Annotated in this window: 22 protein-coding genes; 3 read left to right on the plus strand and 19 right to left on the minus strand. The window is 68.7% G+C overall.

What is annotated here, in order from left to right:
* Positions 1–10 precede the first annotated feature (10 nt).
* The 3 genes from pyrH to rpsB form a co-directional block, all read right to left on the minus strand.
* Positions 11–721, minus strand: coding sequence for a UMP kinase (gene pyrH / locus SK854_RS25060; RefSeq protein WP_396426237.1), 711 nt, complete (start codon positions 719–721; stop codon positions 11–13).
* Between the two features lie 126 nt (positions 722–847).
* Positions 848–1663: a translation elongation factor Ts gene (gene tsf / locus SK854_RS25065; protein WP_093593403.1), complete on the minus strand. Its 816-nt coding sequence runs from the start codon at positions 1661–1663 to the stop codon at positions 848–850.
* Positions 1664–1735: 72 nt separating this feature from the next.
* Positions 1736–2584 carry a 30S ribosomal protein S2 gene (rpsB, locus tag SK854_RS25070; RefSeq protein WP_319977547.1) on the minus strand — a complete coding sequence of 283 codons (849 nt, stop codon included), beginning with the start codon at positions 2582–2584 and terminating at the stop codon, positions 1736–1738.
* A gap of 372 nt (positions 2585–2956) precedes the next feature.
* On the opposite strand from rpsB, the gene SK854_RS25075 reads away from it, so the two are divergent.
* On the plus strand, positions 2957–3430 hold the full coding sequence (locus tag SK854_RS25075; RefSeq protein WP_319977548.1) for a M23 family metallopeptidase: 474 nt from the start codon (positions 2957–2959) through the stop codon (positions 3428–3430).
* A gap of 535 nt (positions 3431–3965) precedes the next feature.
* Here SK854_RS25075 and SK854_RS25080 read toward each other — a convergent pair.
* Entirely contained in the window at positions 3966–4961 is a 996-nt protein-coding gene (locus SK854_RS25080) for a FliA/WhiG family RNA polymerase sigma factor (protein WP_319977549.1), read from the minus strand.
* Positions 4936–5913, minus strand: a complete 978-nt coding sequence (locus SK854_RS25085) for a tyrosine recombinase XerC (protein ID WP_319977550.1) — start codon at positions 5911–5913, stop codon at positions 4936–4938. The genes SK854_RS25080 and SK854_RS25085 overlap by 26 nt, the downstream gene beginning before the upstream one ends.
* A 157-nt stretch (positions 5914–6070) precedes the next feature.
* Here SK854_RS25085 and SK854_RS25090 point away from each other — a divergent pair, with 157 nt between their 5' ends.
* Together SK854_RS25090 and SK854_RS25095 are read left to right on the plus strand one after the other, a co-directional pair.
* Positions 6071–6607 carry a hypothetical protein gene (locus SK854_RS25090; protein ID WP_319977551.1) on the plus strand — a complete coding sequence of 179 codons (537 nt, stop codon included), beginning with the start codon at positions 6071–6073 and terminating at the stop codon, positions 6605–6607.
* Positions 6604–8136, plus strand: coding sequence for a M48 family metalloprotease (locus tag SK854_RS25095; RefSeq protein WP_319977552.1), 1533 nt, complete (start codon positions 6604–6606; stop codon positions 8134–8136). The genes SK854_RS25090 and SK854_RS25095 overlap by 4 nt, the downstream gene beginning before the upstream one ends.
* A 25-nt stretch (positions 8137–8161) precedes the next feature.
* On the opposite strand, the gene dprA is transcribed toward SK854_RS25095, so the two are convergent.
* The 14 genes from dprA to SK854_RS25165 form a co-directional block, all read right to left on the minus strand.
* A complete protein-coding gene (dprA, locus tag SK854_RS25100) occupies positions 8162–9307 on the minus strand; it encodes a DNA-processing protein DprA (RefSeq protein WP_319977553.1) in 1146 nt (381 codons plus the stop codon).
* Positions 9308–10504: 1197 nt separating this feature from the next.
* Positions 10505–12025 (minus strand): YifB family Mg chelatase-like AAA ATPase, encoded by a 1521-nt coding sequence (locus SK854_RS25105; protein WP_319977554.1) that lies wholly within the window; start codon positions 12023–12025, stop codon positions 10505–10507.
* Between the two features lies 1 nt (position 12026).
* On the minus strand, positions 12027–12398 hold the full coding sequence (locus SK854_RS25110; RefSeq protein WP_319977555.1) for a YraN family protein: 372 nt from the start codon (positions 12396–12398) through the stop codon (positions 12027–12029).
* 221 nt (positions 12399–12619) lie between these two features.
* On the minus strand, positions 12620–12943 hold the full coding sequence (locus SK854_RS25115; protein ID WP_030468024.1) for a DUF2469 domain-containing protein: 324 nt from the start codon (positions 12941–12943) through the stop codon (positions 12620–12622).
* Positions 12943–13734: a ribonuclease HII gene (locus SK854_RS25120; RefSeq protein WP_319977556.1), complete on the minus strand. Its 792-nt coding sequence runs from the start codon at positions 13732–13734 to the stop codon at positions 12943–12945. The genes SK854_RS25115 and SK854_RS25120 overlap by 1 nt, the downstream gene beginning before the upstream one ends.
* Positions 13731–14594, minus strand: a complete 864-nt coding sequence (gene lepB / locus SK854_RS25125) for a signal peptidase I (RefSeq protein ID WP_319977557.1) — start codon at positions 14592–14594, stop codon at positions 13731–13733. The genes SK854_RS25120 and lepB (SK854_RS25125) overlap by 4 nt, the downstream gene beginning before the upstream one ends.
* Positions 14595–14598: 4 nt before the next feature.
* The gene (gene lepB, locus SK854_RS25130) at positions 14599–15339 is read right to left on the minus strand and encodes a signal peptidase I (protein ID WP_406601825.1); all 741 of its coding nucleotides are present in this window, start codon (positions 15337–15339) and stop codon (positions 14599–14601) included.
* A 3-nt stretch (positions 15340–15342) separates the two neighbouring features.
* Positions 15343–15702 carry a 50S ribosomal protein L19 gene (rplS, locus tag SK854_RS25135; protein WP_319977558.1) on the minus strand — a complete coding sequence of 120 codons (360 nt, stop codon included), beginning with the start codon at positions 15700–15702 and terminating at the stop codon, positions 15343–15345.
* A gap of 153 nt (positions 15703–15855) precedes the next feature.
* Entirely contained in the window at positions 15856–16602 is a 747-nt protein-coding gene (gene trmD, locus SK854_RS25140; protein ID WP_319977559.1) for a tRNA (guanosine(37)-N1)-methyltransferase TrmD, read from the minus strand.
* Entirely contained in the window at positions 16592–17107 is a 516-nt protein-coding gene (gene rimM / locus SK854_RS25145; RefSeq protein WP_093593367.1) for a ribosome maturation factor RimM, read from the minus strand. The genes trmD and rimM overlap by 11 nt, the downstream gene beginning before the upstream one ends.
* 19 nt (positions 17108–17126) lie before the next feature.
* Positions 17127–17366: an RNA-binding protein gene (locus tag SK854_RS25150; RefSeq protein WP_030479664.1), complete on the minus strand. Its 240-nt coding sequence runs from the start codon at positions 17364–17366 to the stop codon at positions 17127–17129.
* Positions 17363–17806 (minus strand): 30S ribosomal protein S16, encoded by a 444-nt coding sequence (gene rpsP, locus SK854_RS25155; RefSeq protein WP_319977560.1) that lies wholly within the window; start codon positions 17804–17806, stop codon positions 17363–17365. Before rpsP ends, SK854_RS25150 begins: the two co-directional genes overlap by 4 nt.
* 124 nt (positions 17807–17930) lie before the next feature.
* A complete protein-coding gene (locus SK854_RS25160; RefSeq protein ID WP_319977561.1) occupies positions 17931–18662 on the minus strand; it encodes a LamB/YcsF family protein in 732 nt (243 codons plus the stop codon).
* Entirely contained in the window at positions 18662–19438 is a 777-nt protein-coding gene (locus SK854_RS25165; RefSeq protein WP_319977562.1) for a CPBP family intramembrane glutamic endopeptidase, read from the minus strand. Before SK854_RS25165 ends, SK854_RS25160 begins: the two co-directional genes overlap by 1 nt.
* Positions 19439–19715: the final 277 nt, after the last annotated feature.

Genomic DNA, 19715 nt, shown 5'->3' on the forward strand with positions numbered 1-19715 from the left:
CCCACCAGGTCTAGAAGGCCGGACGGCCACCGGGGGTGCTGACCAGTGTGCCGATCTTCTCACCACGCACCGCGCGCGCGATGTTCCCCTCGGTGAGGAGGTTGAAGACGAGGATCGGCATGTTGTTGTCCATGCAGAGGCTGAACGCCGTCGCGTCGGCGACGTTGAGGCCGCGCTCCAGCACCTCGCGGTGGGTGATGTTGTCGAACATCAGCGCGTCCGGGTCGATCTTGGGGTCGGCCGTGTAGACGCCGTCGACGGCCTTGGCCATCAGGACGATCTCGCAGCCGATCTCCAACGCGCGCTGGGCGGCCGTGGTGTCCGTGGAGAAGTACGGCAGGCCGGCGCCGCCACCGAAGATCACGACGCGTTCCTTCTCGAGGTGACGCATCGCGCGGCGAGGGATGTACGACTCCGCGACCTGCGTCATCTGGATGGAGGTCTGCACGCGGGTGTCGATGCCGTGCTCGCGCTCGAGGAAGTCCTGCAGCGCCAGGCAGTTCATGACCGTGCCGAGCATGCCCATGTAGTCGGCGCGCGAACGGTCCATCCCGCGCTGCTGGAGCTCGGACCCGCGGAAGAAGTTGCCACCACCGATCACGACGGCGACCTGCACGCCGGACTTGTGGACGGCCGCGATCTGCTTGGCCACTGTCTGGACGACATCGGGATCGACACCGACGCCACCACCGCCGAACATCTCGCCACCGAGCTTGAGCATCACCCGGTTGTAGCCGTGGCTACCTTCTTCGCTCACAGGTCCTCTCCTCGCGCTTTTGGCCTGGAAACTTCTGTGGACACGCCAAGGGCGGGGTCGCTGGTACCTGCAACCCCGCCCTCATGCGAATCAGCTCTGGCCGACCTCGAACCGAGCGAAACGGGTAACCGTCACGCCGGCCTCGTCCAGAAGAGCCTTGACCGTCTTCTTGCTGTCCGTCACGGAAGCCTGCTCGGTGAGCACGACGTCCTTGAAGAAGCCGTTGACGCGACCCTCGACGATCTTGGGGAGCGCGCCCTCGGGCTTGCCCTCCTCGCGAGCGGTCTCCTCGGCGATGCGACGCTCGTTGGCGACGAGCTCCTCGGGGACCTCGTCACGGGTCACGTACTTCGGGCGCATCGCGGCGATCTGCATCGCGGCACCCTTGGCGACCTCGGCGTTGTCACCGGTGTACTCGACGAGCACGCCGACGGCGGGCGGCAGGTCGGCAGCGCGCTTGTGCAGGTAGACCGAGACGGTGCCGTCGTAGTCGACGGCCTTGGCCAGCTCGAGCTTCTCGCCGATCTTGGCGGAGAACTCCTGGACCAGCGCGTCCACGGTCTTTCCGTCGACCTCGACGGCCTTGAGGGCCTCGACGTCGGCGACCTTGTTGGCCTTGGCGAGCGCGACGATGTCGTCGGCCAGGGCGATGAAGTCGGCGTTCTTGGCCACGAAGTCGGTCTCGCAGCGGAGCTCGACCATCGCGCCGTCCTTGACGGCCACGAGGCCGTTGGACGTGGTGCGCTCGGCGCGCTTGCCAACGTCCTTGGCGCCCTTGATGCGCAGGATCTCGACGGCCTTGTCGAAGTCGCCGTCAGCCTCGTCCAGCGCCTTCTTGCAGTCCATCATGCCGGCGGCGGTCAGCTCGCGGAGCTTCTTGACGTCCGCGGTGGTGTAGTTCGCCATCGTTTTCCTTCTGCGATGTACGCGCTTAGGTCACGAGGTGCCCGCTTGTGGGCGGGCACCTCGTGGGGGAAATCAGGACTGGACGGGCTGCTCGGTCGAAGCCGGGGCTTCGGCCGGGGCCTCGGTCGCGACGGCGGCGTTGGTGGTCAGGAGCTCCTGCTCCCACTCAGCCAGCGGCTCGTCGGCGGCGACGTCGGGCTTGTCCTGGCCCTCGGCGGCGTCGCGGCGAGCACCGGAGCGCTGCATGAGACCGGCGGCGGCGGCCTCGGCCACGACCTTGGTCAGCAGAGCGGCGGAACGGATCGCGTCGTCGTTGCCCGGGATCGGGAACTCGACCTCGTCCGGGTCGCAGTTGGTGTCGAGGATCGCGACGATCGGGATGTTCAGCTTGCGAGCCTCACCGACCGCGATGTGCTCCTTCTTGGTGTCCACGATCCACACGGCGCTGGGCACCTTGGACATGTCGCGGATACCGCCGAGCGTGCGCTCCAGCTTGTCCTTCTCGCGGTTCATCATCAGGATTTCCTTCTTGGTGAAACCCTGGAAACCGCCGGTCTGCTCCATCGACTCGAGCTCCTTGAGGCGCTGAAGCCTCTTGTGGACCGTCGAGAAGTTGGTGAGCATGCCGCCCAGCCAGCGCTGGTTCACGTAGGGCATGCCGACGCGGAGAGCCTCGTTGGCGATGGCCTCCTGCGCCTGCTTCTTCGTGCCGATGAACAGGATCGACCCGCCGTGCGCGACCGTTTCCTTCACGAACTCGTAAGCCCGGTCGATGTAGGTCAGCGTCTGCTGCAGGTCGATGATGTAGATGCCGTTGCGCTCAGTGAGGATGTAGCGCTTCATCTTCGGGTTCCAGCGCCGGGTCTGGTGCCCGAAGTGCACGCCGCTGTCAAGCAGCTGCTTCATGGTTACGACGGCCATGGCCGGTTCGCACCTCATCTGTCGGGACGCGCGAGGTCTCACCTTTGCGCGTCAGTTCGGTTTTCGCTTCCGGCCGGGTTCGGCCTTCAGCCCTGGTGCCGAAGCCGCCGTTCGCACCCGCGGAGCATCTCTGCGCCGTTGGGACCGTCGAACGTCGTGACTCGACCCTGCTGGGATCAGCCGGTCGGATCTGCGTTGGCACGCGAAGTCGTCCCGCGCACAGACGGGACGCGCCCAAAAGTCTACTCCTCACCCCCGACAAACTTCGAATCGCCCCCACCTCGCCGGAGGTAGTTGTCCACAACCGGCGAGTAATCCACAGATTCCCAATACCCGCTGGTCCCCGGCACCCCCTCCCGCGACCGTTGACCCATGCCCCTCCTCCCCGCCGCGCTGCTCGTCTCGACGCTCCTGGCCCCTGCCCCGGTCCGGTTCGCCTGGCCGCTGCCACCGCCCCACTCCGTGGTGCGCGCGTTCGAGGCGCCGGCCTCCCCGTTCGGTCCCGGTCACCGGGGCGTGGACCTCTCCGCGCCCGCCGGCACAGCGGTCCTGGCCGCGGGCGATGCCACCGTGGTGTTCGCGGGCGCGGTGGCCGCCAGGACCCTGGTGTCCCTGGAGCACCGCAACGGCCTGCGCACCACCTACGAGCCGATCGCCCCCACCGTCGCGGCCGGTCGCCCGGTGCGCCGGGGCGAGGTGATCGGTCACCTGGAAGCCGGGCACTGCCCGGCTCCCTGCCTGCACTGGGGCGCCCGCAGAGGCCACGCGTACCTGGACCCGCTCCGCCTGGTCAGCCTGGGCCGGGTGCGGCTGCTGCCCCTCACCACGCCCTCCCGGGGCGGCTAGCCGGCCTCCGTCGCGCGGCACTGTCCCCGCGCGGCGCTCCGATCGGGCGCTTCCCGCCGTTCCCACGGCGGTTGAGCAGCGGCGCACCCCGACACACGCCGCAAGCGCCCGTCAGGTGGCCGGGAGACGGCTGTCCCCTCACCTCGCCCGTCTCCCGGCCTGCCTGTTCGCCCGTTGCCCGGTTCCCGCGACGCCCGAGGCGGCTGCCGCGCGGCCGCGGTCCGGCCGTCTTCGGGCTGCTGGCCTGGTGCTGTCGCAGGCAGCAGGACCACGACCACTCCTGTTCGGCGTCCGCGCGACGCTCGGCGCACCGGGCCGTTCGCCGCCCGGTTCCGGGGTCAGGCGTTCGCCGGGATGCCCGAATGGGCACGGGGCGTGCTGAGAGCAGGCCCGAGGGCCACCCGTTCGAGTGAATTAGCCCTGGCAACGGACGGAAAGGGGGTTCAAGCCACTTTGAGGAGGCCCGTACGACTTCTCGGTACGGGTGTCCGGCAGCCCGGCACTCGCCAGGCCGCTGGGGTGGGACGAGGTTCGGTCAGGCCTCGGACTGCTCGTTGAGCTTGGTGCGCAGGCGCAGGACGGCGCGGGTGTGCAGCTGGCAGACCCTGGACTCGGTCACGCCGAGGACCTTGCCGATCTCGGCGAGGGTCAGGTTCTCGAAGTAGTAGAGGGTCACGACCACGCGGTCGCGTTCTGCCAGCTGGGCGATCGCGTCGGCCAGCTGACGGCGGCTGTCCTGGTCGACGAGGCTCGCCACCGGGTCTTCCGCGGCGTCGTCGGGCAGCGATTCGGCCAGCGAGGAGCCGCCCTTGTTCGGGGCGATCAGCTCGTCCAGGGCGACGACGCTGGTGAGCTGGAGCTGGCCGTAGAGCTCGCGCAGTTCGGCCAGGCCGATCTTGAGCTCTGCGGCGAGCTCGCGGTCGGTGGGCGTGCGCTGCAGCTTGGCGCCGAGGCGTTCGAGGGCTCGTTCGACGTCGCGGGCGCGGCTGCGGACCGAGCGCGGCACCCAGTCCTGCGAGCGCAGGTCGTCGAGGATCGCACCGCGAATGCGCTGCATGGCGTAGGTCTCGAACTTGAGGCCTCGCTCCGGCTCGAACTTCTCGATCGCGTCGACCAGGCCGAAGATGCCGGACTGGATCAGGTCGGCCACGTCCACGTGGGCGGGCAGGCCCGTGCCGACACGGCCGGCGACGTACTTGACCAGCGGCGCGTAGTGCAGCACCAGGCGGTCGCGCTGGCTCTGCTCGCGGGACTCGCCGTAGCCGCGCCACAGGGCGACGATGCCGGCCTCGACGTCGTCACCGGACCGCACGTCCGCGCGCGTCACCGCAGTCGGAACGGCAGCGGGCGTGCCGTTGACATGCGTGTTGGCACCGGGCTCGGGGGTCTCCTCGGTGCGTGGCGCGCCGTTCTGACGGTGCCCGTTGCTCGCCTGCTTCGACACTGGTGCGGGCAGGACGGGTTCAGGGGGCACGGTCGCCGTACGCGATCCTCCCCCTGCGGCGTCAGGAACGGGGGTGGGTTCGGTCATGGATCGCCTTCAGCCGTTCGACAGTGACGTGTGTGTAAAGCTGAGTCGTTGCGAGCGTAGCGTGACCAAGCAGTTCTTGGACGGTGCGCAGGTCCGCTCCTCCTTCCAGCAAATGGGTCGCAGCGGAGTGGCGCAACCCGTGCGGCCCGATGTCCGGTGCGTCCGGTACGACGGCGACGACCTCGTGGACAAGAGTGCGAACGGCTCGCTGGTTCAGCCGGCCGCCGCGAGCGCCGAGGAACACCGCCGGTGGCGAATCCGGTGCTACCAGGGCGTTTCTTCCCTCGTCCACCCACCGCCGCAGCGCTCGCTCGGCAGGCACGCCGAACGGCGTGCTGCGCTCGCGTCCACCTTTGCCCAGAACTCGAATCACCCTTAGGGAGTAGTCCACGTCGTCGAGATCAAGACCACAGAGTTCGGCCACGCGGATACCTGTGGCGTACAGCAACTCCACCACGGCCTGATCACGCAGCGCAACCGGATCGCCTTGGGACGCGCCAGAGGATACGGCCCGCATCGCGTCCTTCGCCTGGTCCTCGCGCAACACCGACGGCAACGTCCGATGCGGTCGTGGAGCAGCGAGCCGAGGCCCCGGATCCGAGGCCAAATGCCCAGCTCTGTGCGCCCACGCGGTGAACGTGCGCGCGGCAGCGGCACGGCGCGCGAGTGTCGTGCGGCTCGCACCCGCAGTGCGTTGTGCGGCAAGCCATGACCGCAAATTCGTCAGGTCGATGCGCTCGACATCCGCGTTTTCCGGGATATTCCCCGCGACGTGTCCAAGCAATGCCACGACGTCACCGATATAGGCGCGCACCGTGTGCGGAGACAGATCACGCTCCAACATCAGGTGCCGTTCGTACTGCCGCACCACGTCTGCCACGGTCGCCGGCAGTTTTTCGCGCAGGCGAACGAGATCGACACGACGTGTCCGACCATGCGGCGGCGGGGACATAGGCCAAGACGCTGCGCCAGTCGAGGCGTTTGGTCAAGTATCGCCACACCCCCGCGCCATTTGAGAGCGCTCTCATGATCGGGAACACGATAACGTTTCAACTCCCTGTGACGAGCAGGGGTTTGGCGGCACGCACAGATCACCTTTCGGAGTAGTGATGGCAGCCAGCACCACCGTCCGAACAGCCGACGAGCTCGCTCGCCGAGTCGTGCGCAAGATCGCTCCTGAGGAGCTGTCCTCGTTCGACATCGTCGCCGCTCCCTACCTGGAGAGCCCCAAGCAGGCCGAACGCCGCCTGCGCCAGGCCCACGACGACCCGCTGGGCTTCGGCCTGGGCGACATCGTCGCGATGGCGACCCCGGTGATCGCCCTCGTGTCCGGCAGCGTGATCACCGCCGTCTCCGACAGCGTCGGCAAGGCCGTCAGCGACGGCACCACCAACGCCGTGCGCAAAGCATGGCGAAAGCTCCGCGGCAAGCCCGCCGCGACACTCGAGTTGCCGTCCACACCGCTGACCACGACGCAGCTCGCCGAGGTGCGCCAGATCGCCCTTGAGCGCGCCCTCTCGCTCGGCATGGACCAGCAGAAGGCCGACGCGCTCGCGGACGCCGTCATCGCCGCCCTCGTGCTGCGCGACAACGACCAGGACAGCGGCGGCGACGCCAGACGCGAGGCCGGTGACACCTCGGGATGACGGAAGAGAAGCCGCAGGTCAACCCCAGGGCACTACCGTCCGAGATGATCCTCCTGCTTCTCCTCCTCGCCGTGACGGTGCTGCTCAACGTCTTCTTCGTCGCGAACTGGCTGTCCGGCCTCGAACAGGGCGGCGCAGCCTCCTACCTGCAGAAACTGCAGATGCTCCTGACGCCGGGCCTGGCGGCCTACGGCTTCTACACCGCGGTCCGCGTCCGCCGCTCCACACCGATCGCCGGCACCGGCCTCCGCGAGGCCGGCAAGGCGGTGGCGGAGCTCGTGCGGCAGGTGAACCCGCCGCGCCACGTGGACGTGCGCCTCGGCAAACGCCTGGGCAGCCGCGCCTACGTCACCGGCGCGCCGCGCAAGCCGATCGTCGTGCTGGGACCGGAACTCCTGGCCCTGCACTCGATGCCCGGCGAACGCAAAGCCGTGTTCGACGCCGTGGTGCGCCACGAACTCGCCCACGTGCACGCAGGCGACCTCTGGTGGTACCAACTGGCCACCGTCCTGCGGTTCTCGAACCTCTCCACCGGCTTCTTCGCCCTGCTGGTGCTGTGGCTGGAAGTCCTGCTGGACCGCGGCGACGTCACCTCCTTCCTCGTGAGCACACTGCGCCTGGCCGCACTGACCCTCGTCACCGAACTGATCGCCCGCGCCTTCCTGCGCGCCCGCGAACACGCCGCCGACCTGCACGCGGCCGAGTTCGGCGTGGAAGGCCTCCTGGCCGCCGTCAAGGCGCACGAGACCGACCAGACCCGCTCGGTGGTCCGCTCCTGGCTGCGCCATCACCCCGGAGCCGACGAACGCTCCCAGGCCCTGACGAACCCGCTGCGCCTGCTGGCCTCACCGATGGGCCAGGTGTCGCTGGGCGCCGCAGCGGCAGGCACGGCCTTCGTGACGTTGCAGGACATGCTCCTCAGCGGCAGTACCGAGGACAGGAGCACCCCGATCTTCACCGGCGTGGCGATCGGCATCCCGCTGACTCTGTTCGCGGCCTTCTGCCTGTGGCGCGGCGCCTGGCAGGAAGACCGCAACCGCTTGCGCCCCCTGCTCACCGCCGCCGCACTGCTCAGCGGCCTGGTGATCGGCAGCCACCTGCCGCTCTACACCCAGATCTTCGACCAGGCTCCGATCGGCGTCCCGATCGCACCATCCGTGCTCCTCGCTCTCGCTCTGGGAATCTTCGGCCTGTGCTGGTGGCTGGACGCCCTCGGCAGGTCATGGCGCCGCACCGACCCGAGCGCTTCCCGAATGTCCTCCTTCCTCACGTATGCCGTGCCTTGCGCCTGCGTTGCCGGCGGCTGGCTGTTCGCGGTCTTGTGGACCTGGTCAGCCAGGCTGCGTGGCATCTACCTCGGCTGTCCGGCCGAGGAGGCCAGGAACCTGCCGATCTGCCAGTCCCCGACGCCGCAGTCCGACGTCGCGATGACGGTCGCGAGGGACTTCGGCATCACGTTCTGGTCGATCCTCACGGCCGCGGTCGTCGTGACAGCCCTCGCCGTCCCGCGCTACCTCCGCACCCGCTGACCCGTCCATCCACAGTGGACAGAACTCACCTCATCTCCAGCTTCTGCCAGCCCCCGTCGAGCTGAAGCGCCAGCCCGGCGAGTTCCAGCTCGGGCAGCAACGCCCGCACCCGCTCCAACGGCACCCCGGACTCGACCGACACGACCTCGTCGCTGACCCCGTTCCGCTTCCCGAGGGCCTCGTACACCCGCATGGCCTCCCCGTGCGGCGCACCGAGGTCGCTCTCCTTCTCGGCGGGCTCGGTGGCGAGGTCATCACCGAACCGCCCCACCGACTCGACGATCTCGGCGACCGAACTCACCGACACCGCCCGCCCGTCCCGCAACAACTCGTGACAACCAACAGAACTCGCCGACGTCACAGGCCCCGGCACCACCATCAACGGCCGCCCGAGCGCAAGCGTGATCGCGGCCGTGTTCTTGGCCCCGCTACGCCGCCCGGCCTCCACGACGACAGTGCCGCCGCCCAACGCCGCGATGAGCCTGTTGCGAGTGAGAAACCGATGCCGCGCGGGCATCACGCCAGGCGGGTACTCGCTGACGATCAGGCCTTCCCGCGCGACCTTGGCGAGCAGCCCCTGGTGCCCAGCGGGATAGGCGACGTCCGCCCCACACGCCAGCACCGCGATCGTCAGCCCACCGGCACCGAACGCACCACGATGAGCCGCACCATCAATCCCATACGCGGCACCGGAAACAACGGTCATGCCGGCCAACGCCAACCCGTAGGCGAACTCGCCGGCAACCTGCTCCCCGTACCCGCTGGAAGCCCGCGACCCGACCACGGCCACGGCCTTGTCCACCGCGTCGGCAAGGAAATGAGGCCCACGCACCCACAACGCGAGCGGCTCACCTCCACACCGACGGCCGCCCGCGTTCTCCAGCGCGAGCAACGGCCACCGCGGCCACTCCTCGTCTTCAGGAATGACCAACCGCCCACCCGCCTTGGCAATGGCGACAAGGTCCGCGTGAGCCCGCTCCTCCGCCCGCCGGGCAGCCGTCTGACTGGCCACGGACGGCGAAATTTCGCCGGCGCGCACACGATCCGCGGCCTCGACGGGCCCGACTTCGGCGACCAGCGCCGCGAGGGCCGCCGGGTAGGGCTCTGCGACACGGGACAGGTAGGCCCTCGCCAGACGAACGGCATCGGTGGCGGGGGCGCTCGCTGGCACGACGGCCAGGTCGGCCGCTTGAGTGACGGCCGGGTCGACGGCTCTGGTGGCAGCCGGGTTGGCGGCTCGGGTGGCGGCCGGGCCGGCGGTTGGTACGGCGGCTTGGTGAGCTGCCGGAACAGCCAGCGATCTGGTGGGCCGAGTGGTGGCGGTAGGCGATCTGGTGGGCCGAGTGGTGGCGGTAGGCGATCTGGTGGGCCGAGTGGTGGTGGGCGATGCGGTGAGTGGGGTGCCGACCGGCGGCGCGCTGGGTAGCACGACGCGCGCGACAGCGGATTCGCCGGCCGGATTGGTTGCTGGAACGGCGACCGGGTCGACGGCTCCGGTGGTGGCCGGGTCGTCGGGCGCAGCAGTCGGCGACGCGATGAGTGGGGTTGGCGTTGTAGTCACCGGAACCACCACCAGGGCAGCCAGCGGTGCCAGGGGTCGGGGCGCCACGGACTTGGCGGGCTGGCACCGGATGTGCGCTTCCGGACTGTGCACTGCAGCTGCAGGAAAGCGGGCACAGCGGCCGTGAGGGCAGTTGCCGAGGCCGCGGCTGGGATCAGGAGAGGGGTCATGGGTCGGGCTCCTTGTTCGAAGGTGCTGAGGTTCGTGAAGTGGTAGGTGAGCGGGTCGCCCGCTGGGAAAGGCGGGCGACCCGCTCGGGACCGGACACGAGCCGCGGCTCGAGGCTCGTGTCCGGTGGTTCGGACGCCTGGGTTGGGACAGGCGTCCGAACGTCTCGGTGGATCTGGTGCCGGGCGCGGAGTGGGAGTGGGACTCCGCGCCGGGCTGCTTGGAGAGGGCGCTGATGCTGGGTAGCTCGCGCCTGAACGGCAGGTCTGGGACCCGGATGGGCATCGGACCTAGGCACGCATGGATGCCCAGGCAGACCTGAGCTGGTGGGACTGGGGCGGCGGGACTGGGGCTGTGCAACCTGCGCGAGCGGGTTGAGGTGTCTGGAGGGTGAGCGGGCGCTCGCAGGGGGACGAGCGCCCGCTCTGTTGAGGCCGGACGCGGAGTCGGGGCGTTGACTCTCCGCGGCCGACGGCTTGGGGTAGAGCGGCAAGCTCCGCAGGTGGTGGCTTTGGGCGCAGCGCGAAGCTGCGCTGCTCACGGCTCGGGCTGTGGCGTGGAGCCGCCTACGGCATGGAGGTGGAGCGATGTGGCTCTGCGGCTGGTGTCGGGGTGGCTGGTGGTGGCGTGCGGGTGTGGTCAGGGGGCTCTGCGTTCTCGGAACTGGAGGGCTGCGGCCACGTGGTCCTGGGTTGGGCGGTCGGCTTCGGCCAGGTCGGCGAGGGTCCAGGCGACTCGTAGGCAGCGGTCGGCGCCTCTGCCCGTCAGGGCGCCTACGGCCAGCGCTCGGTCCAGCAGGGCCGTGGTTGGTCTTGGCAGGGCGAACTCTCGGCGTAGGGCTGGGCCTGGGACCAGGGCGTTGGCCTGCCAGGTGTGGCCGTGGGCCGACCAGCGGGTGGCGGCTCGGGATCTGGCTTTCAGCACTCGTTCGCGGACGACCGATGTCGGTTCTGGTGGCGCGGCGTCGGCGTTGGACATGGCTGTGGTGGCCCTCATTCGGACCCTGAGGTCCACGCGGTCGAGCAGTGGGCCGGAGAGGCGGGACTGGTAGCGGCGGCGGACTGTGGCCGTGCAGATGCAGTCGACTTCCTTCGGCGGGGCGCACGGGCACGGGTTGGTGGCGAGGATCAGCTGGAAGCGGGCCGGGTAGCGGGCTATGCCGTCGCGGCGGGCGATGCGGACTTCGCCTTCTTCCAGGGCGGTGCGGAGGGTGTCGATCGTCTTCTGGCCGAACTCGCAGGCCTCGTCGAGGAAGAGGACGCCCTTGTGGGCGCGGGAGGCCGCGCCTGGCTTGGCCAGTCCGCTGCCGCCGCCTATCAGGGCCGCTATCGACGTCGTGTGGTGGACGTTGACGAACGGCGGGCTGGCCACCAGCGGGTAGTCCGAGGACAGGACGCCTGCCACCGAGTGGACGGCTGTCACCGCCAGGGAATCTTGGCGCGACAGCGGTGGGAGCAGGCCGGGGAGGCGTTCGGCCAGCATCGTCTTTCCGGTGCCCGGCGGGCCCGTCAGGAGGAGGTGGTGGGCGCCTGCCGCGGCCACCTCCAGGGCCCAGCGGGCTTCTGGCTGACCCACCACGTCGGCCAGGTCCGGGACGTCCGGCAGTGGTGGGTCCGCGCAGGCCGGTGGGGGTTGCAGCGTCACGTCCTCGCCGCGCAGCCAGGCCAGGACCTCGCGGAGGGTCTGGGCTCCGTGGAGTTCGATGCCGTCCACCAGGGCGGCCTCCGGCAGGGCGTCGACCGGGACGACGGCCGCCTTGAGGCCTGCTCGGCGTGCGGCCAGCAGGGCGGGCAGGACGCCGCGGATCGGGCGGACCCGGCCGTCCAGGGCCAGCTCGCCCAGCAGGACGGTGGTGGCCAGGCGATCGCACGGGACCGAGCCGGCGGCGGCGAGGGTGGCGCAGGCGATGGCGACGTCGTAGCTGCTGCCACCCTTGGGCAGGTTCGCCGGGGACAGGCCGAGGACGATGCGCTGCTTCGGCCACTCCTCCTCGCTGTTGCGGACGGCGGCCTTCACGCGCTCCTTCGACTCGTGCAAGGACGCGTCAGGAAGCCCTAGGAGGTGGGTGCGGGGCTGGCCCACGCCCACGTCGGCCTCGATCTCGACCGCCAGGCCGTCGACACCGTAGAGGGCGACGGACCACGCCTGCGCCAAGCCCATCTCAGGCTCCCCGCAGGTGCTGCAGGCGCGCTTCACCGGAGGGAGGCCAGGTGACTGAGATCAGGTCGACGCGGACGTTGCACCAGCCGACGCCGTGCGCCGCCAGCCACCGCAGGGCTGTCCGGCGCAGGCGTGAGAGCTTGCGCTCGTCCACCGCCTCGTCCGGGCGGCCCCAGGCAGGGCCGGACCTGGTCTTGACCTCGCAGACGACCAGCCGGTCGCCCTCCACGGCCACGACGTCGAGTTCACCGTCGCGGCACGTCCAGTTCCGCGACAGCACCACCAGGCCCTGCTCTTCCAGGTACCTGCACGCCAGGTCCTCGCCCTGACGCCCCTTCTCCTGCTGCCTGGTCTCGACCGATGCCTGTGCCACCACTGCCCTCGCCTCCCTGCGGGTCGTTGGTACGACCTTGCAGGGCGGGGCGGGAGGAGCGACGGGGCTGAGGGGAATCTGTGGACAACTCAGCGCCTGTGGACAAGTCGGCCGTTGTGGATCTTGAAACGGCGGATTTGTCGGTGGGGTGTGCTAGTGGCGTGGCCTGAACCGTTGCCGCGCGAATTCGCGCCAACGTTTCGGGTCACGCCACCAGTGGCCTACGTGGGGAACGGCCCGCTTTCCGGCAAACGCAGGTCCGGCTTGTCCAGCTCCTCCACGTTCACGTCCTTGAACGTGATGACACGAACGTTCTTGACGAACCTCGCGGGGCGGTACATGTCCCACACCCACGCGTCCGACATGCGCACCTCGAAGTACACCTCGCCATCGGCGTTGCGCACCTGCACGTCCACCGAGTTGGCCAGGTAGAAACGCCGTTCGGTCTCCACGACGAACGAGAACTGGCTGACGATGTCGCGGTACTCCTTGTACAGCGACAGCTCCATCTCGGTCTCGTACTTCTCGAGATCCTCTGCACTCATTACGCCTCCGCGCGGGTCATCTGCTCCGCGCCCTCACTCGTCGCGAGCTCCCCGGCGTCAGCCGGGGTTGCATCATTCTGGACCACAGCCTGCGCGGTCGTGCCGCGCGCCACCCTGTGCGGCGCGGCGAGGCCGTGCTTGGTGGCCGCCGCTGCCACATTTACATACGACCAGCGATGCTCCGCACACGGCCCGTGCTCCATCAACGCCGCCGTGTGTTCCGGCGTGCAGTACCCCTTGTGCACGTTGAACCCGTACTGCGGGTGACGGGTGTGCAGGTCGGCCATGATCCGGTCCCGCGTGACCTTGGCCAGCACCGATGCCGCCGCCACGCACGCAGCCGCCTGGTCGCCCTTGAGCACCGCCACGTTCGGCGCGGGCATCCCCGGCACCTTGAAGCCGTCCGTCAGCACGTAGCCGGGGTGCGTCGCCATCTGCGCGACCGCACGCCTCATGCCCTCGATGTTCATGACGTGGATGCCCAGCCAGTCGATGTCGGCGGGCGACACGACCACGACCGAGTGATCCAGCGCACGCTTGAGCACCAGGTCGTACATCCGATCGCGTGCCGACGCCGTCATCAGCTTCGAGTCGTTCAGCCCCTCGAACCGCGAAGCATCACCCGGTCGAAGGACACACGCGGCGATCACCAACGGGCCGGCGCACGGCCCGCGCCCTGCCTCGTCGACGCCGGCGACGGGCCCCAGGCCCCGGCGCTCCAGCGTGCTTTGCAAAGCCCAGTTCCCGGACGAGCCCCGCACCACCGCGCGAGGCGGCATCAGCATGGTCATCGGCGGAATCGGTCTCGCACTCGACGTCCGAGCAGCAGAAGCGGCCACGCCGCGACGATACCGAGCCCCAGCGGGACGTTCTGCTGCCATCCCGGCGCACCCATCGACAGGGCCTGCGGATCGTGGTCCGTCACCCCGCCCCACCTCGACGGAGGCAGCACGATCACGCGCGCCTTGCCGATCACGTCGTCCACCGGCACGAGGCCGTTGAGGCCGCCCTGGCCCTGGCAACGCGAGTCGCACGAGTGGTTGCGGTTGTCGCCGAGCACGAACAGCATGCCGTCCGGGATCTTGAGCTCCTCGAACGACTCCTGCTCGGCCGGCGTGCCCTCGTCGAAGTGCTTGTACGGCTCGTCCAGCGCCTTGCCGTCGACCGTCACGCGGTTCTGCTCGTCGCAGCACTTCACCGTCTGCCCGCCGACGGCGATCACGCGTTTGACGAAGTCCTCCTCGTTCGCCGACGGCAGCCCGATCAGCGACCCGAGCCACGACAGCCCCTGCGAGATCGGGTTGGCCGGCTCGTCGGAGATGAAGTCGTTCTGCCACGACGGCGGCCCGCGGAACACGATCACGTCACCCGGCGACGGATCGGTGAAGCGGTAGGTGACCTTGTCCACGAGCACCCGGTCGCCGTAGCAGTCGGTGCAACCGTGCAGCGTCGCCTCCATCGACTCGGAGGGGATCATGTAGACGCGGCCGAGAAAGATCTGGATGCCGATCGCGAGGCCGAACGCGACCAGGATGAGGACGGGCAGTTCCTTCCAGAAGTTGCCCTTTTTCTTCTGCTTCGCGGGCTTGTCCGAAGCGTCCGAACTGGGCTCGTCACCGGACGGGTTCTGCTCTGGAGCGTCGTCGACCACGAGATCAGCCTAGGGGCTGGGGGTTGTGATCCGACACAACACTCCACCGATCTTTCGGGAAAACGACGTACCGGGCTTTCCCGATGACGTTCTCGACGGGCACCGTGCCCGCTACGCCCCCGCCGCCCTGTTTGCGCGAGTCCGTGGAGTTCATCCGGTTGTCCCCCATGACGAACAACCGTCCATCCGGCACCCGGATCGGCTCGAACGGCTCGTGGTCAGCGGGCGAAGTGCCTTGCTGCCAGTACACATACGGCTCGTCGAGCGATTTTCCGTCCACAACGACACGGTGCTGCTCGTCGCAACACATCACCGTCTGACCGGGCAACGCGATCACGCGCTTGACGAAGTCGCGCTCGTTCGCGGGCGAGATGCCCAGCAGCGAACCGATGTTCTGCACGAAACCCGCGACGGGATTCGTCGACCGGGCGGCGCGGAAGTCGTTGGAGGTCCACGCCTCGGGGCCGCGGAACACGACCACCTCGCCCGGCTCGATGTCGCCGAAGCGGTAGGTGATCTTGTCGACCAGCACGCGGTCGTTCTCGCAGCCGGTGCAGCCGTGCAACGTGTTCTCCATCGACGCCGAGGGGATCACGTAGACCCGCGCCACGAACGCCTGGATGAGCACCGTCAGCACGACGGCCGTCATGACGACGTAGAGAATTTCTCTCCAGACAGGAGTACGCCCCCGCTCCGGTTCATCCGGTGCGGAGGCGTCCTCGAAGTCTTCTGGGCTTGAAGCCACCGGTCAGGAGACCGGACGGGCCTCGCGCTTCTCCTTGATCTTGGCGGCCTTGCCGCGCAGGTCGCGCAGGTAGTACAGCTTGGCGCGACGCACGTCACCGCGGGTGGCGACCTCGATCTCGGCGATGTTCGGGGAGTGCACCGGGAAGGTGCGCTCGACGCCGACGCCGAACGAGACCTTGCGGACGGTGAAGGTCTCGCGGATGCCGCCGTTCTGACGACGGATCACGACGCCCTGGAACACCTGGACGCGCTCGCGCGAGCCCTCGATGACGCGGACGTGAACCTTCAGCGTGTCACCGGCGCGGAAGGCCGGGATGTCAGTGCGCAGCGACTGGGCGTCAAGCGCGTCCAGGATGTTCATCGGTGGTTCCTCACGTGTCTTGAACTCCCCAGAGCATGTTCCATGGCTGTGCACGACATGGTGGGGGCTCGGCTTGGTGCGCACGCCGACATGACACCGGCTGCGGCAACTGTTCCAGTGTGCCAGACCAGGCACTCCGGAATGAAATCGGAACTACTCCTCGCCCTCGCGCAGGTGCGCGAGCAGGGCTCGGTCGTGCTTGTCGAACGCCTCCGCCGGCAGCGATTCCAGCAGGTCAGGACGCCGTTCGAAGGTTCGGGCGAGTGACTGGTCACGACGCCAGCGATTGATCAGCCTGTGATTGCCGGAACGCAGCACGTCCGGCACCGCGAGCTCGCGCCACACCTCGGGCCGCGTGTAACTCGGCCCTTCGAGCAGCCCGTCCTGGAACGAGTCCTCGGCGTGCGACTTCGGGTTGCCGAGCACGCCGGGCAGCAGCCGTGCGACCGCTTCCACGATCGCGAGCACCGCCACTTCGCCACCGACGAGCACGTAGTCCCCGATGGACACCTCATCGACGCGTACGCGCCGTGCGGCGTCATCGACCACACGCTGGTCAATGCCTTCGTAGCGACCACACGCGAACACGAGATGCGACTCGTTCGCGTACTCGTGCGCGACTTCCTGCGTGAACGGACGTCCGGCCGGCGTCGGCACGATGAGACGCGTCTCGTCCGTGCAGACGTCATCCAGGGCAGGACCCCAGATGTCGGCCTTCATGACCATGCCGGGCCCACCGCCGTACGGGCTGTCGTCGACAGCCTTGTGCACGTCCTGGGTCCAGTCACGCAGGTCGTGCACGCCGACGCTGATCAGGCCCTTGTCGATCGCCTTCCCGAGCAACGCGGCACGCAGCGGCGCCAGGTACTCGGGGAAGATCGTGACGACGTCAATCTGCATCGAGCAGGCCCTCTGGCGGGTCGATCACGACACGGCCGCCGCGAACGTCCACAGTGGGCACGATCTCGCGCACGAACGGGATCAGCGCTTCCCCGCTGTCACGGATGACCACGAGCAGCTCACCGCCGGGGCCGTGCAGGATCTCCTTGACCGTGCCGATCTTCGTGCCGTCGACGAGTTCGGCCGTGAGCCCTTCGAGCTCGTGGTCGTAGAACTCGTCGGGGTCGCCGGTCGGCGGCAGGTCGTCGGTGCTGCCCAGCAACAACGTGCCGCGCAACGACTCCGCGACGTCGCGCGTGACGACTTCCTCGAAACGCACGAGCAGCCGCCCGGCATGAGGCCGGGCGGCTGACACGGTGAGGCTTCGGGACGTGCCGTCACGCAGCTTGGCCTGAATCTTCTGCCCGAGCGCGAAACGCAACTCGGGTGAATCAGTGCGCACGTCAATGGCCAGTTCACCAGTGATCCCGTGCGCCTTGGCCACACGGCCGACGACGACGTCCATTTGCCCTTTGCAGCTTCGTTCAGCGGTCGGTGTCGACGACGTCGACCCGGACACCACGACCACCGATACCGGCCATCACGGTGCGCAGAGCCGTCGCGGTGCGACCGCCACGACCGATCACCTTGCCGAGGTCGTCCGGGTGGACGTGAACCTCGAGGGTGCGGCCGCGGCGGGTCGTGACGAGATTCACCCGGACCTCGTCCGGGTGGTCGACGATGCCGCGAACGAGGTGTTCGAGGGCGTCAGCCAACAAACTCACGCCTCGTCCTTGGGCGCCTCGGCCTCAGCCTTGGGAGCGTCGTCGGCCTTCTTGGCCTTCTTCGCCTTCGGCGTGGTGGCGTCGGTCATCGGCTCCTCGTTCGCGGCGGCGAGCGCGGCGGCGAAGAGCTCGGCCTTCGGGGTCTTCGGCTCCTTGACGCGCAGCGTGCCCTCGGTGCCCGGCAGGCCCTTGAACTTCTGCCAGTCACCGGTGATCTCCAGCAGGCGCTGGACCGACTCGGTCGGCTGCGCGCCGACACCCAGCCAGTACTGCGCGCGCTCGGAGTCGACCGCGATGAACGACGGCTCTTCCTTGGGGTGGTACTTGCCGATCGTCTCGATGGCCTTGCCGTCGCGACGGGTGCGCGCGTCGGCGACCACGATGCGGTAGTACGGCTGGCGGATCTTGCCGAGACGCTGAAGCTTGATCTTGACGGCCATTGGCCTGGTACTCCTCGAAGCTCTGTGTTGATGATTCGCACAGTCGTGGCCCGGGCAGAGGGGCCGGCCACGACGGACAGCGAGCAATTCTGCCAGATGGGGACCGGTGGATCCGAATCGGGTCCTACGCGAACGGCTCCACGGCGCCGAGCGCTTCCTTCACGGCACGCGCGTGCGCGACCGCTCCTGGCGTGTCGCCGTGCACGCACAACGACTCCGCGCTGGTCTTGAGGACCGTGCCGTCGACGGCGACGAGTTCGCCCTGGAGCAGCCGGTGCGCCCGTTCGACGATCTGCGCGGTGTCGGTGAGCAGGGCGTTCGGCTGGCTGCGCGGGACCAGCGTGCCTTCCGGGGTGTAGCCGCGGTCGGCGAACGCCTCCTGGACCGGCCTCAGACCTGCCAGAGCGGCCTTCTCGAGCAGTTGGGAGCCGGGCAGGCCGAGAACGGGCAGGTCCTTGAACGCCTTGACGCCGTCGACCACGGCTTTGGCCTGCTTCTCGTGGTGCACCGTCGCGTTGTAAAGCGCGCCGTGCGGCTTCACGTACGCGACCTCGGCGCCTGCTGCTCGCGCACACGCGTCGAGCGCACCGATTTGGTACAGCACCTCGTCGGCCAGTTCGGTGGGATCGACGTCGATGAACCGCCGCCCGAACCCGGCCAGGTCGCGGTAACTGACCTGGGCACCGATCTTCACGCCGTTCTTGGCGGCCTCTTCGCAGACCTTGCGCATCGTGGACGGATCACCGGCGTGGAAGCCGCACGCGACGTTGGCGCTGGTGATGACGCCCAGCAGCGCACTGTCGTCGCCGAGCTTCCAGATGCCGAAGCCCTCGCCGAGATCGCTGTTCAGGTCCATCACATGACCCCGACCGAGGCGAGCAGGAGCGTGAGTCCCGGCAGGAAGTTGTTCATCACGTGCGCCACGATGCTCGCTCCGAGCCTGCGGGTGAGCAGCCGGGCTATGCCGATCGGAATGGCGATCACCAGCAGCAACGACGTGCGCAGCGGCTCGAAGTGACCGATCGCGAAGATCACCGTGGTGAGCCCGAACGCGGCCCAGCGGCTCCAGCCCTGGCGTTCGACGGCGCCCCACAGCAGGCCGCGGTAGATGATCTCCTCGCAGACCGGCCCGATGAGGCTCACGTAGAGGAACATCGTGATCGCCGCGTAGAGCGGCAGCGTCGAGCCGGACAGCAGGTCGCCGACCGCGCTCGTGGCGTTCTCCTCGCCGACGACCATCGTCCAGAGCGTGGCGGCGGAGTAGGTGAGGACGAGGCCGAGGATGCCCAGCTTCAGACCTGTGGCCAGGTCCTCTTTGGTCATGCTCAGGCGCAGGTCGATCTTCGGACCGTTGCCGCGGACGTACGTGATCACGATGGCGGTGCCGGCCGCGAGGATCGTCGGCACGATGAAGCCGACCAGGACCAGCGGCACCGACTCGAACAGGTTCACGCCGAACTGCTTCGTGATCGCCGTGATGAACACGGCACTCAGGATGAAAACGGCTTCCACCAGCAGGAACGCGCCGAACCCCCAGCGCTGGCCGACCCGCTCGGGCTCCGGGTTGCGGCTGATGTCCCGCACGCTCTCGATGAAGCCGCGCTTCGGCTCCAGGGATTCCGCTTCACTCACGCTCTGCAATCTAGTCACGCGGCGGCTACCAGCGGACGAACAGCAGGCACTGACACACTCATGATCAGCCCACCTCGCGATCGACGGCTTCTGAAGCACCGATGCGCTGTCGGTGCCTCGCGATACGCTTGGAGTGGGGACCGCGAGCCCCCTCGGGGGACGCTGCCGCCCCCGAATCCGAGGCTACTGTGCGGCACCGACACGAACGGGGCCAAGCACCTGGCCAAAAGATGGTCAGATCGAGTCCCCGCCGGATGTCCCACTCCTGGTGTGTGGA

The organism is Lentzea sokolovensis (assembly GCF_033949975.1).
Classification (GTDB): domain Bacteria; phylum Actinomycetota; class Actinomycetes; order Mycobacteriales; family Pseudonocardiaceae; genus Lentzea; species Lentzea sokolovensis.